We start from the raw sequence: 12,039 nt of genomic DNA on the forward strand, positions 1-12,039 counted from the left end.
GTAATCCTCAGAATTGATTTGGGAATTGTTTATTAATAGACCCCAAATCTCTTAACGAACATATTAGGAGCCATGACTGCCAATGCGTGTAATTTTGCTGATTGGCTCGCAGAAAATATATCTGAGGCAGTTGGAACGGCAAGATCCCTTGTAAGGTAAAATCAAAAAGGTGTGAGCAATAATCTTACACCTTTTGCATCATCTGATGAAAAATAAAATGTATAAAAAACTTTTCCAATACCTCTTTCTTAATTTTTGCGCTCAAACTTTAGCTTTTTTGTTGAATAAAAAACTACTTGAATTAGGCTACCTTGAACGATTGCATCCATTTCAGCATGATGAAGTAACCTTTAGGTATGCATCCAAACTTTTCCTCTTACTTATCATTTTGGCCCCAATTTTTGAAGAATTGGCTTTTAGGTTATTTCTTGTACGAAATCCACTAAACTTGAAAATTGGGGGAGCATTCTTCTTGTCAATAGCAGTATTCAAAGCCATAAGCTACTTCGCCAACTTGAATATTTTTGTTGATTACGCATTGCAATTCACCTTGGCTATCTTACTCTATTTGCTATTGGAGCAATTTATCAAGGCAATCCGCATCCCTAAAGTTGGCTTTTTCAATCAACATGCATTTTTAATAATAAGTAGCGTCATATTCGGCTTATTTCACATAGGTATTTATTATACCAGTGAAACAACTTCCTTCAAAGTGATTTCTGTATTAGGCTTTATGTTTTCAGGATATATTTTTGGGAGATTTAGGATAAAGTATGGTGTTTTCAACTCCATTAAATTACATGCCTCTGTAAACAGTCTCTCATTTATAGCTATTATACTATAATCAGTTTTTAATTGTGAAAGCGATAAATGCCAACATTTAATCATTCCACTAAAATCCTTTCCCTTTTCATCTTGGGCTATTTACTTGTAAGCCATTATCGACCTTATCATACAAAGAAAGAGTTTAATAACTTAGGCTTAGCGGATAGCGGGCCAGGACTGGTTTCATTACTCATAGTCTACCTCTTTTTTAACAAGCCTGCAAAAAGTCAATCCCCTTCCTTGAAAAGTGCCCTGCTGATTCTTACTATATATTTATCTCAAGAACTATTCTGCCTGTTGGTTCCAGGAATAATTGGGGCTTTTGATTATAAAGACCTTATATTTTATATAATTGGATTCTTCCTCATCTATTTACTTGATATCCGTAAAAAGGCTTTAGTATCGTAAACTTTCTTTGTACTAGATTATTGATTCCCAGAAACAATTCCCTACTTTTCAATAGCTTCATTCAAATTAGCCTAATATGGAAAACATAAAGTATTTTGGCTTTGCCAGTAACCCTGACCAATCTACCCTTGACAGCCGACTAATACACCCTTCAAAGTATATGGGCATAGGAGTCCTTAAAGGCTATGGGTTTAGATTCAATCATAAAAATCCAAATGGAAGTGCAAGAGCAAATATCATAGTAAGTCCAAATGAAACTGTTTATGGAGCCCTGTACCAACTACACAAAGATGATATCAAACATTTTCTAAAATCTGAAAAACTTTATGATTTTAAGGAATTGGATATACAAACAAAAAATGGGGAATTAAAAGTATTCACCTTCATTTCCCCACAAAATATATCAGCCATTTTTCCTGAAAAAGAATATCTCGAAACTATTCTAAAAGGTGCAAAAAACATAAAACTGCCCAACACCTATATTAGCTCCATTCTAAACAGAAATAAACATAAACTGTACTAAAACTGGTATCAACTGTTTAAAAACACTAATGAAAATACACATCATTTACTATCATATTCCTCATGTTTGTCTTCAACTAACTCTTCCTTCTCTTTAGGTTTTACATAACGTGGCCTAATCAACAATCTCAAAGAAGGGTCAAATGAAAGATAATTCCATGCCCAATCCAAGAAAATAAATATTCTGTTTTTCACCCCAACAATCGCCATTAAGTGAACGAAAAGCCAGGTGATCCAAGCGAAGAAACCTTGGAATTTCATAAATGGCAAATCCACTACGGCCAAACTCCTACCGACAGTGGCCATAGAACCAAGATCTTTGTATTTAAATTTCTTTAATGGACGATTATCGGCCATTGCTTTTAAATTATTGGCCAAATTATCTGCTTGCTGTATGGCAACCTGCGCTACTTGAGGGTGCCCCCTTGGGTATTCTTCATCTGTTTGGATACACAAGTCCCCAATTACATAAACACCGTCGGCATCAACAAGCGCATTATACTCATTGACTTTCAAGCGGCCATTAGGAATCATTTGATCTTCCCTAAGTCCTTTTATATGGTTAGGCTTTACACCTGCTGCCCAAAGTAAAGTTCGTGTCTCCAGGCTTTCATGGTCTTTGATTTTAATGGTAAGACCATCATAATCTTCCACTACCGCATTGACCATGATCTCCACGCCCAGTTTATCCAGATACACTACAGCTTTATCGCTCGCCTCGCTTGACATCCCTGCAAGTAGTTTAGGTCCTGCCTCGGCAAGTACTACTCTCATATTCTGGAAATTCAACTCTGGATAATCCTTGGGGAATACGTTATTCCTCAATTCTGCGATGGCTCCTGCTAGTTCCACCCCTGTTGGTCCACCTCCCACGATGACCACATTCATCATGGATTTTCTCTTCTCCACATCAGCTACATTTATGGCCCTCTCATAGTTGGAGATAATACGGTTCCTGATGTAAAGCGCTTCAGATACTGTTTTCATTGGGGTACTGTGCTCCATGATATTCTTCATACCAAAATAATTCGTATCCGCTCCCATGGCCAAAACCAAATAGTCAAAATCGATATAGCCTACATTGGTAAATAATCTTTTATTATCTTGATCCACTTCCAAAGCCTCTGCCATCCTGAAAGTGATATTGGGCGTGTGATGAAATATCTTTCTCAGAGGAAAAGAAATAGCACTGGGCTCTAATGCTGCTGTAGCTACTTGATAAAATAAAGGCTGAAACTGATGATAATTATTCTTGTCCAGAAGGATCACCTGATATTCAGAATTGACCATCTTTCTGGCCAATTTAAGACCAGCAAAACCTCCTCCTAAAATAACCAATTTAGGTCGGTTGGATACAGGGAGATTTGGAATGGGGTAATTTATAGTTTCTGGCATAGCTGCTAGGGTTAAGTCTATTATTTGTTGAAGCAAGTCCGTTAAAATTGCCATAACAAATATAAAAAGCATAAACTTGAAAAGTACTTGTTTAGCCAGTTATGATGAGCCAATTCAAAAGATTTATTATTTTTACAATCCTGAAATTAAAATCATATGGGAAGAGCATTCGAATTTAGAAAAGAAAGAAAGTTCAAGCGTTGGAGTAAAATGTCCAAGGTATTTACCCGCTTGGGCAAGGAGATCGTTATAGCTGTAAAAGCTGGGGGACCAGATCCTGACAATAACCCTAAGCTAAGGACGGTCATGCAGAACGCCAAGGGTGCTGCCATGCCAAAAGACCGTATCGAATCGGCCATAAAAAGAGCGAGCAATAAAGACCAGAGCAACTATGAAGAAGTAGTATATGAAGGCTTTGCGCCTCATGGAGTGGCTATTTTATTGGAAACCTCCACAGATAATATTAACCGGACTGTAGCTAATGTAAGACACTATTTTTCTAAAGGTGGTGGCTCACTGGGGACTTCAGGATCTGTTAGTTTTATGTTTGATCACAAAGCAGTATTTAGGTTTCCTAAAGATGAACATGATCTTGAGGAGCTTGAGCTTGAATTGATTGATTTCGGCCTAGAGGATATAGATGAAAATGAAGGTGAAATCTTTATTTATACCGCTTTTGAGGAATTTGGCAATATGCAAAAAGCCTTAGAAGATAGAAATATTGAAGTTACCAGTGCAGAATTCCAACGCTTCCCAACCACTACCGTGGACCTTACAGAAGAGCAGGAAGAAGAGGTCAATAAAATGATTGAAAGAATGGAAGAAGACGATGATGTCAACCATGTCTATCATAATATCTCGTAATTAACAAAACAATCCCAATTGCCTTTGGTATAGAACCAAAGGCTTTTTTTATTTTTAACAAAAGCTATTTAATGGCATTTCCTAAAAGAAAAAACATTCAAAAGCGTGACCGCCAGCAATTGGTCGTGGTAGGTAGTACTAATCCTGTAAAGGTAAGCTGTACTGAAAGTGGCTTTGCCCAAGCTTTTGAACAATCCTATTTTGTGGTTCAAGGCCTTAATGTCCATTCAGAAGTAAGTGAGCAGCCTTTTGGGGATGAGGAAACCTATACAGGAGCCTATAATAGGGCGAAAAATGCAAAAAGCGCATTTCCGGAGGCGGACTATTGGGTAGGCATCGAAGGAGGGGTAGCGAAGATGGGCAATGACCTGGAGGCTTTTGCCTGGGTGGTTATTTTGGACAGAAATGGTAAAGAAGGCAAATCCAGAACAGCCACTTTTTTCTTGCCTGAAGCCATCAGTAAATTAGTAAATGATGGAATGGAGCTTGGAGCTGCCGATGATCAGGTTTTCCAAAGAGAGAATTCCAAACAAGGAAATGGCGCTGTAGGAATTTTAACCAATGGAACCATCAATAGAAAAGAATATTATTACCAAGCAGTCGTTTTAGCTTTGATCCCCTTCATCAAAGAGGAGTTATTTTAAGCACATCTATGACTCATAGATTTTATCAATTGGTTAAATAATTTAATTGATATTACTTTTGTTTCATCAATAAGCAACTGATAAACGAACAAGAATATGTTACAGGAATTAGAACAAGACAACCTACAGGAAGTAATTTCAGAAAACGATAAAGTGATTGTACAATATGGTGCAACATGGTGTGGCAACTGTCGTATCATGAAGCCAAAAATGAAACGACTTTCTGGCAACTATGAAGACATCACCTTTTTGTATGTAGATGCAGAAAAGCTTCCTGAATCAAGAAAACTGGCTGAAGTAACCAACCTACCAACTTTTGCCACTTTCAAGGGAGGAAAACTGGTTAACCAAACTCAAACAAATAAAGAAGACAACCTTAAAGCTTTGATAGATGAGATTGCCAATAATTAAGCATGTGCTCGGTTTTATCGAGGAAAACGATGAAGACTGGGTAAATGAAACCATAGAACTTTTAGAGTCAATGACCGAAATTTCTTCGCTTAAGGACGAAGAATTGGAAGTTATGGGCGAATTACTTTCCAACCTCTATGGGTCCTTAGAAGTAAATACCATGATCAAGGATGGCATGGATAAAAAAGAAGCCATGAATGCTTTTATGAAGCGAGTAATGGGTTCTATAGACAAATAAAAAAAATCCCCGGTAGAAATACCGGGGATTTTTTTATTTCACCCATTTTACTTTTTCAGCAATAGGCTTTCGCTTTCCTTCAGGCCAGATATCCAACTTAGGCTTGGCCACATAGAAAAACCCCATCAGCTTGTCTTCCTCTCCTAATCCAAAATACGCTTTGGCTTCAGGATAAAAAGTAACTCCTCCTGTACCCCAATAAGCCGCCAATCCATGGGCACTAGCCGTCAAGTACATATTCTGAACAGCCATGGAAACTGAAGCTATTTCTTCTATCTCAGGAAGATTGGCTTTCAGATCTCGCTTCATTACTATGGCTATAACATGAGAACATTTCAACGGGTTTTCTTGAAGCTTTTGATAAACCGGCTCTTTAAAATTCCCATTTCTTTCTGCTCTTTCCTTATAACATTCAGATTGGAAATCGGCCAGTTCTTTAAGCCCCTCTCCTGAGAATACTGTAAATTCCCAAGGCTCAGTCAATTTATGCGTAGGTGCCCAGTTGGCATTTTCCAGCATTTCTTCAATGATACTGTCCTCTACAGGGTCATTTTCCTTAAACTGTGCCACAAACATGGAGCGACGGTTTCTAATGATCTTATTTACCTCTTCTATATTAAATACTGGTTTTTCCATCATAGGTAATCTTACTGTTTTAATTATTCAGGTTGCAAAGGTAGCAAAGCCTTTGAAAAGACTGATCATGCTCTCTATTGTGACTTAATATTTATCAATTAAATAATCGTTAAATAGGTTCAAAAAATTTGAAGCAAAATAGATTCATATTAATATTAGTCTTCATTTTTTAGCAAAAACCAGATATATGTCCAAAACGACGCAAAGATGTCACCAATTAGACGCAATTACGACACTATCATTCTCCTCTATGCATCACTAGTTTTGAGGTAAACAAATCGTAAAATCATGGCAAAAGAAACCATCGCACAAAAAGTAAGAACACTAAGAACCTCCAAAGGAATATCCCAAGAGTTACTAGCAGATGAAGCCGGGCTTAGTTTAAGAACCATTCAACGAATAGAAAATGGGGACTCCAAACCCAGTGGCGCTACCTGTGCCAAACTTGCCGAAGCGCTAAAAGTAGATCCCCAAGTATTATTGGACAGCGATCATTCAAAGGACATCGCTTATCTAAAAAAACTAAGCCTGTCTGCTCTCTCATTTATTTTATTCCCTCTGTTGGGAATTTTAGTCCCAGCCATCCTTTGGGTGCTTAAGAAAGACGAAATAAAAAACATCAATGAGGAGTCCAAAAACTTGATCAATTTTCAGATCACTTGGGTGCTACTACTATTCCTTATTCCATTTATTCTGATCCCAATATTAGGGATGCTCCTCAGTATTCTAGTTTCATTCGTTTTTAAAGAGGCAATCTCTTTCAATATTGGTTACTATGGAGTTAGAGTTATTTGGGTTCTGATGTATATCACCAATGCTACTTTTATTATCATCAATACTTTCAGGATCCATGACCAAAAAGACACCAAGTATTATCCAAAGATCAGGTTTATACGAGCTTGATCTTATCCTATTTTATTTATCTAATGCCTCTTATTTTATGACTATTTTAATTTTTTTTCGTACCCAAATACAAACGAAATATTTGTACGCAAATTAACCATTTGGACTTTGGAACATTCGTTTTTGGGACAATTGATGGGGGTGTTAAAAAAATGAGTTAGCTCACGAAGTGGACGAGCGAGATCCACTCATTTTTAGCCTACAACAAATGGCAGAAAATCAAATTGAGCCAAACGTATTATAATCGGAAACGAAATTTACTCAATTTGAATATCTTGCCCGCCCGTGGTGGGAGGTTCCTTGGCCTAGATTCATGCCTGCCGGCAGGCAGGTTTGGCTCTTTTCATCAATGGAAAAGAACAGAAAACAATAAGATCCTTACAATGTTCGGCTCCCCACAACGATGCGGACGCACATAATTTACTTTAATAATTCACTTTTAACTTAATTCCCCCATAAAAATTCAATGGGGCAGCAGGCTGATAATAGCGTCCACCAAAGGCATTTAGATCATTGCCCAGACTATATTGCTCATCCAGTATATTCTCAGCTCCAAAATACAGCTCCAAATCAAACAATGCCCCCAAACTCTGCCTCCAGCCCATTCTGGCACCCAATAAATTGTAAGCATCCTGAAAAACAGTATTGGCATCATCCAGAGGAATTTTATCTACAAACTGATGGGTAATATTAAGATACAGGCCAGCCCTAGTCTTTAGATTAATTTGATTAACCAAATTATTAGGAGCCACACCAGTCAGTTTATTCCCAGAATAAACCTCACCATCATCCACATAGTCCTTAAACCTAAAATGGTAAAAGGAATAGGCATGTATGAGGTTCAATTCTTGTAGCCAAGACAAAGGATTTCTAAAAACTATATAATCCAGTTGAGCTTCCAGTCCTTTTTGATCTGTGGCACCGGCATTTTGGAAAAGTACCACTCCTTGCTCATTGGTATAAGTGGTAATGGTTTCATCCAACTTAAAATAGAAGGTACTTATATCAATATCAAATCTATTATCCCAATAACTCGCCCTATAACCTATCTCATAATTCACCCCTTTTTCAGCTTCCAAATCCAGATTGATGGTACCTTCATTTGTCCTCACCTCATCAATCGTCGGTGGCGAAAACCCAGAGCTGATGCTGCCAAAAACCGAAGAATAATCATTCAGCTTTCCAGAAAGAGCCAGTCTAGGGACCCAAACTGGATCAAATGTCCTTTCCACAGCATAGGGCTCTCCTGTAGATGCATCAATGGTCCTATTGATATCAAACTTTGAGAAATTCTCACTTAAGCCCAGGGTCATTCGAACAGCCTCAGTCCAATTTATTTCCAACTGCTGAAACAAAAATGCTTGGGTTGTGATCAAATCGTCACTAAATCTAATGGTATCTGCTTGTCCCCCACGATTCCCAAAGTTTTGCGCACTGGTATTGGAAAATTGATATTCCCCACCAAAAATGACTTTTACCGGAAAACTAGCCCATTGATCGTTCAAGCTAAATTTTGTCCTTCCTCCATAACCATACTGAGTTTCTTTTTTATAATCCAAATTAAAAGGGTTTTCAAAATCCGTTGTTTGGATATATGCAGAAGTGTGATTATTCCACTGATCATTAAAATCATAATCATGGACAAAAGTCCCATACAAGGTTTTTTGGGAAATAGAGGCATTTTGGGCTGCAGAACCAGGCCTAGCTTGTTGTGGGTTTTCTGCTACTTGATCAGCATTTAAGCCACCGGGAATCTGATAGAAAAGATCTGAGTAAAGTAGCTGTGTAGAAACTGATTGCTTTTCAGAGGGAAAAAAATTGGCTCCCAGCTGTAGGACCTTCCTGTCAAAGGCACTGTGATCCCTATAACCATCTGACTTTTGTTGGACGAAATTAGCATGTATATTGGCCTTTTCCATCTTTTGCTGCACTGCTAAGCTATATTTGACCAAGCCATATTCTCCCAATCCCAAGTTCATTTGGAGATTGTTTTCATCGATGGGCTTAGAATTGAAACTAATGACACCACCGTTTCCAGCTCCATAGATACTCCCTGCTGGTCCTTTTATGATTTCTGCACCCTGCACATTATTCAAATCCAATAAATTAAGTGCAGTTGTTCCATCCGGAGATGTAAAGGGAATGCCATTCCAATAAACCTTAACATTTCTAACACCAAAAGGTGCCCTTAAGGAACTGCCCCTGATAGAAACCCGATAGCTCCCTGGGGCTCTTTCCTCAAGTCGAATCCCAGATTTTGTATTAAAGACAGATACCAAAGAGGTCTCGTTAAAACGATAAAATTCCTGTTCACCTATTTGGCTTACTGCGGCGGATTGTTCTATTAGTGGTCTTGAAGAACCAAAAGTAGAAACCACCACTTCTGATAGGCTATTGGTCTTACGCTGCAATAATATCGTTTTGTTTTCATTTGGCTGGATCTTTACCCATAAGCCATCATATGAAATATGTGAAAATGAAACATTCTCAGTTTTCTGGATGTCTAGCATTACCTGACCTTGCTCATCGGAAATTTCTTTATTCTGAGAATTGATCTTGACCAATACGGCTGGAATAGGTTCCTGATTCTCGGCATCTAGAATGGTCAAAACAGTTTGTCCCAAAAGTAAATTGGGCAAAAGGCCAACAAAAATGGCAAAAGGTATGGTCAACTTTAATTTCATCTGCCAAAAATAAGGATTAATATCCTTTCCGAAAGAAAAAGTCAACGACCTTTATTTTACAAATAACATAAAACCCCAATCATTGAAAATATAATTATTCCTCCAAATTCTAGGCCTTTCCACCTATAGATTGATTCACATAAGCTCTCCTAAACTTGAAAATACCTTGCTAATACTAATACAATTTTGACACATTTAAAGGACAATGAAGTATATAAAGTCAAAATTTATAAAATTACCCTCCAATTAATTATATTGAAGCTTCTTTATAAACCATACCCAATGATAAAAAATTTAGCATCTCTATTATTGCTCATTACGGTGGCATGCCAGACTAGCACAGTCGCACCTCCTGCACCTGTAGAACCTACCCCTTCCGCACGCCAATTAGCTTGGCAGGACTTGGAATATTATGCCTTCGTTCACTTTAATATGAACACTTTTACCAATATAGAGTGGGGACTGGGCGGAGAATCCCCAAACACATTCAATCCCACCGAATTGGATTGCAGACAATGGGCTAAAGTTGCCAAAGAAGCAGGCATGAAAGGTATCATCATCACTGCAAAGCACCATGATGGATTTTGTCTCTGGCCAACTGCAACCACAGACCATTCAGTAAAAAGTTCTTCTTGGAAAGATGGAAAAGGAGATGTCTTAAAAGAACTATCTGAGGCTTGTAAAGAGTATGGATTGAAATTTGGCGTTTATCTCTCTCCTTGGGACAGAAATAACGAGCACTATGGTACTCCAGAATATATTGAGATCTTTAGAGCCCAGTTAAAAGAACTATTGACCAACTATGGTGATGTCTTTGAGGTATGGTTTGATGGTGCCAATGGAGGTACTGGATACTACGGTGGTGCCAACGAGGACAGAAAAGTAGATAAGAAGACTTACTATGATTGGGAAAACACCTATAAGATCATCAGAGAACTTCAACCCAATGCCGTAATTTTCAGTGACGCAGGTCCTGATATCAGATGGGTGGGCAATGAAGAAGGTCATGCCTATAAAACTACTTGGTCAAATTTACTACGTGATGAGGTTTATGGAGGCATGCCCAATTATCACACTGAGTATGCAGATGGACAAGAAAATGGTACGCATTGGGTGCCTGCAGAAGTGGATGTATCCATCCGACCAGGTTGGTATTACCATGAGTACGAAGACCACAAGGTAAAATCACTTCCTACACTTTTAGATATATATTATGAAAGCATTGGCCGCAATGGCTCGCTTTTATTGAACTTCCCCGTGGATAAAAGAGGCTTAATCCATGAGAATGATGTAGAGCAGGTATTGAAATTGGCTGATAAAATAAAAGAAGATTTTGCCAAAGATCTAGCTGCTAATGCCGGCAGCATCGAGGCCTCCGAAAGCAGGGGTAATGGTTATGAAGCGGAAAATGTAATAGATGAAAACCCTGAAACTTATTGGGCGACTAATGATGGAGTAATTGAAGCATCATTAACCATCAATTTTGATGGACCTACTACTTTTAACCGTTTCTTGGCCCAAGAATATATTACTCTAGGACAAAGGGTGAAAGCTTTTACGGTTGAAGCCCAAACTGAAAACGGATGGGAAGAAATTGCCTCGGAAACCACTATTGGCTATAAAAGGATATTGAGATTCCCTGAAGTAACTGCCAAGGCTGTAAGGTTTACTATTACTGACGCCAAGGCTTGTCCAACCATTTCAAAGTTGGCAGTCTATAATGCTCCTAAGGTAGTTTTGGCTCCCGAAATCAAAAGAGCGATCTCCGGAAAAGTGAGCTTAGAGGTTCCTGATCAAGGCGTGGATATCTACTATACCACAGATGGAAGCCAACCTCATCAGAATTCAACCAAATATGAAGGCGAATTTGATGTAAAAACGCCACAAATTATTCAAGCTATTGCCTTAGATAAAGCTACCGGAAAAGTAAGTGAAGTAAGCAGAAAGGATTTGGACCTGGCCAAAACCAACTGGAAGGTAGTAAATGGAGGCGAAAAAGCGCAACAAGCCATTGACGAAAACATCCACTCCAACTATGTCAGCAAAAGCAACGAAATTATAATCGATCTTGGAACCGAAGTGAATTTGAAAGGCTTTACCTATATACCTATGCAAAATCGCTATATGTCTGGAGTCATCCATCATTACAATTTTGCTGTGAGCACAGATGGGAAAAGCTGGAAAACCGTCAAGACTGGCGAATTTGGTAATATTGCCAATAGCCCAATTGAGCAAAAAATAAGCTTTGGCACTGTTCCTGCTAAATTTATCAAATTAACAGCTACCAAAACTCTAGATGGAAAGGATGCTTCCTTTGCTGAAATCGGTACCATTTCTGAATAGAAAATAAAAATAAAGAGGCTGCCTCAAATCAAGGGATTTCTCCTAAAGTACCAATGACGTAAAGAACTAGGCATGAATTTGTTCGAGTTCATAACCTAGTTCTTTAGCTGTTTTTTGTAGCCACCTTTCTCTGTGAAGCTGCATTTTTTCTTCATAGGCCTTGATA

11 protein-coding genes are annotated in these 12,039 nt (G+C 38.3%); 8 read left to right on the forward strand and 3 right to left on the reverse strand.

Annotated features, from left to right (window positions below):
- Window positions 1-277 precede the first annotated feature (277 nt).
- Both KMW37_RS21010 and KMW37_RS21015 read left to right on the forward strand, forming a co-directional pair.
- On the forward strand, window positions 278-844 hold the full coding sequence (locus tag KMW37_RS21010; RefSeq protein ID WP_215226609.1) for a CPBP family glutamic-type intramembrane protease: 567 nt from the start codon (window positions 278-280) through the stop codon (window positions 842-844).
- A gap of 465 nt (window positions 845-1,309) precedes the next feature.
- Window positions 1,310-1,756 (forward strand): gamma-glutamylcyclotransferase family protein, encoded by a 447-nt coding sequence (locus tag KMW37_RS21015; RefSeq protein WP_215226610.1) that lies wholly within the window; start codon window positions 1,310-1,312, stop codon window positions 1,754-1,756.
- 41 nt (window positions 1,757-1,797) lie between these two features.
- On the opposite strand, the gene KMW37_RS21020 is transcribed toward KMW37_RS21015, so the two are convergent.
- Window positions 1,798-3,150: an NAD(P)/FAD-dependent oxidoreductase gene (locus tag KMW37_RS21020; RefSeq protein ID WP_215226611.1), complete on the reverse strand. Its 1,353-nt coding sequence runs from the start codon at window positions 3,148-3,150 to the stop codon at window positions 1,798-1,800.
- Window positions 3,151-3,306: 156 nt separating this feature from the next.
- On the opposite strand from KMW37_RS21020, the gene KMW37_RS21025 reads away from it, so the two are divergent.
- The 4 genes from KMW37_RS21025 (at window position 3,307) to KMW37_RS21040 (ending at window position 5,307) form a co-directional block, all read left to right on the forward strand.
- Window positions 3,307-4,014: a YebC/PmpR family DNA-binding transcriptional regulator gene (locus KMW37_RS21025; RefSeq protein WP_215226612.1), complete on the forward strand. Its 708-nt coding sequence runs from the start codon at window positions 3,307-3,309 to the stop codon at window positions 4,012-4,014.
- A gap of 71 nt (window positions 4,015-4,085) precedes the next feature.
- Window positions 4,086-4,658, forward strand: a complete 573-nt coding sequence (gene yjjX / locus KMW37_RS21030) for an inosine/xanthosine triphosphatase (protein WP_215226613.1) — start codon at window positions 4,086-4,088, stop codon at window positions 4,656-4,658.
- A gap of 96 nt (window positions 4,659-4,754) precedes the next feature.
- The gene (locus KMW37_RS21035; protein ID WP_215226614.1) at window positions 4,755-5,069 is read left to right on the forward strand and encodes a thioredoxin family protein; all 315 of its coding nucleotides are present in this window, start codon (window positions 4,755-4,757) and stop codon (window positions 5,067-5,069) included.
- Complete coding sequence (locus KMW37_RS21040; RefSeq protein WP_215226615.1) at window positions 5,050-5,307, forward strand: DUF6952 family protein; 258 nt, start codon at window positions 5,050-5,052, stop codon at window positions 5,305-5,307. The genes KMW37_RS21035 and KMW37_RS21040 overlap by 20 nt, the downstream gene beginning before the upstream one ends.
- 33 nt (window positions 5,308-5,340) lie before the next feature.
- Here KMW37_RS21040 and KMW37_RS21045 read toward each other — a convergent pair whose 3' ends face one another.
- Window positions 5,341-5,943, reverse strand: coding sequence for a nitroreductase family protein (locus tag KMW37_RS21045; RefSeq protein WP_215226624.1), 603 nt, complete (start codon window positions 5,941-5,943; stop codon window positions 5,341-5,343).
- Between the two features lie 288 nt (window positions 5,944-6,231).
- On the opposite strand from KMW37_RS21045, the gene KMW37_RS21050 reads away from it, so the two are divergent.
- Complete coding sequence (locus KMW37_RS21050; protein WP_215226616.1) at window positions 6,232-6,846, forward strand: DUF4870 domain-containing protein; 615 nt, start codon at window positions 6,232-6,234, stop codon at window positions 6,844-6,846.
- Window positions 6,847-7,271: 425 nt separating this feature from the next.
- Here KMW37_RS21050 and KMW37_RS21055 read toward each other — a convergent pair whose 3' ends face one another.
- Window positions 7,272-9,530, reverse strand: a complete 2,259-nt coding sequence (locus KMW37_RS21055; RefSeq protein ID WP_215226617.1) for a TonB-dependent receptor family protein — start codon at window positions 9,528-9,530, stop codon at window positions 7,272-7,274.
- A gap of 282 nt (window positions 9,531-9,812) precedes the next feature.
- Between KMW37_RS21055 and KMW37_RS21060 the strand changes: the two genes are divergently transcribed.
- On the forward strand, window positions 9,813-11,873 hold the full coding sequence (locus KMW37_RS21060) for an alpha-L-fucosidase (RefSeq protein WP_215226618.1): 2,061 nt from the start codon (window positions 9,813-9,815) through the stop codon (window positions 11,871-11,873).
- Window positions 11,874-12,039: the final 166 nt, after the last annotated feature.

The sequence above is a fragment of the Echinicola shivajiensis genome, assembly GCF_018642165.1.
Classification (GTDB): Bacteria; Bacteroidota; Bacteroidia; order Cytophagales; family Cyclobacteriaceae; genus Echinicola; species Echinicola shivajiensis.

Coding starts and splice junctions, on each gene's coding strand:
- KMW37_RS21015 (WP_215226610.1), top strand. CDS start 1,310: ATGGAAAACATAAAGTATTTTGGCTTTGCCAGTAACCCTGACCAATCT.
- KMW37_RS21020 (WP_215226611.1), bottom strand. CDS start 3,150: ATGCCAGAAACTATAAATTACCCCATTCCAAATCTCCCTGTATCCAAC.
- KMW37_RS21025 (WP_215226612.1), top strand. CDS start 3,307: ATGGGAAGAGCATTCGAATTTAGAAAAGAAAGAAAGTTCAAGCGTTGG.
- yjjX (WP_215226613.1), top strand. CDS start 4,086: ATGGCATTTCCTAAAAGAAAAAACATTCAAAAGCGTGACCGCCAGCAA.
- KMW37_RS21035 (WP_215226614.1), top strand. CDS start 4,755: ATGTTACAGGAATTAGAACAAGACAACCTACAGGAAGTAATTTCAGAA.
- KMW37_RS21040 (WP_215226615.1), top strand. CDS start 5,050: ATGAGATTGCCAATAATTAAGCATGTGCTCGGTTTTATCGAGGAAAAC.
- KMW37_RS21045 (WP_215226624.1), bottom strand. CDS start 5,943: ATGGAAAAACCAGTATTTAATATAGAAGAGGTAAATAAGATCATTAGA.
- KMW37_RS21050 (WP_215226616.1), top strand. CDS start 6,232: ATGGCAAAAGAAACCATCGCACAAAAAGTAAGAACACTAAGAACCTCC.
- KMW37_RS21055 (WP_215226617.1), bottom strand. CDS start 9,530: ATGAAATTAAAGTTGACCATACCTTTTGCCATTTTTGTTGGCCTTTTG.
- KMW37_RS21060 (WP_215226618.1), top strand. CDS start 9,813: ATGATAAAAAATTTAGCATCTCTATTATTGCTCATTACGGTGGCATGC.